1 protein-coding gene is annotated in these 424 nt (G+C 57.5%); it reads right to left on the bottom strand.

All coding sequences use genetic code 11. From position 1 onward, the window contains the following. Nucleotides 1-38: 38 nt before the first annotated feature. Nucleotides 39-424: IS30 family transposase (locus tag CK944_RS22630; protein ID WP_146038798.1), on the bottom strand; the 386-nt coding region annotated here is incomplete at its 5' end.

Here is a 424-nt window from a genome sequence, read left to right as displayed (position 1 = left end):
TGTGAACTCACGCCGAAGCGCAAATCGTTGTTTTTCTTCTACTCCAGTCTGTTTCTGAGAGCCATCAGGTTGCTTTCAAAGACCTCTGCGGGTGTTCGGTAGCCCAGACACTTGCGCGGTGTGGAATTGAGGCTCTGGCAAATCGACCTCAAGTATCGATTTGTCAGAGCCTTCGGTTCGGTCGAGCGGGGCAGGTGCTTTCTCAGTCTGCCATTCGTGTTCTCGACCGTTCCTTTTTGCCACGGCGCCTGTGGATCGCAGAACCAGCTCGCAGCGCCGATCCCGTCCTTCAGCCGTCGCCATGCCGAGAACTCGGTGCCACGATCAAAGGTGATTGACTGGCGTGCTTCGGCGGGCAAGGGGGCAAGCCCCGCGATCAGTGCTTCCATGATCGGCTCGGAGTGGCGATCCTCATTGCGCATGA

Origin of the sequence: Paracoccus sp. SY, assembly GCF_002901215.1 — a bacterium.
Lineage (GTDB): Bacteria > Pseudomonadota > Alphaproteobacteria > Rhodobacterales > Rhodobacteraceae > Paracoccus > Paracoccus acridae.
The sequence above is the reverse complement of the archived record's forward strand: the minus strand, read 5'-3'. Positions and strand labels throughout refer to the sequence as shown.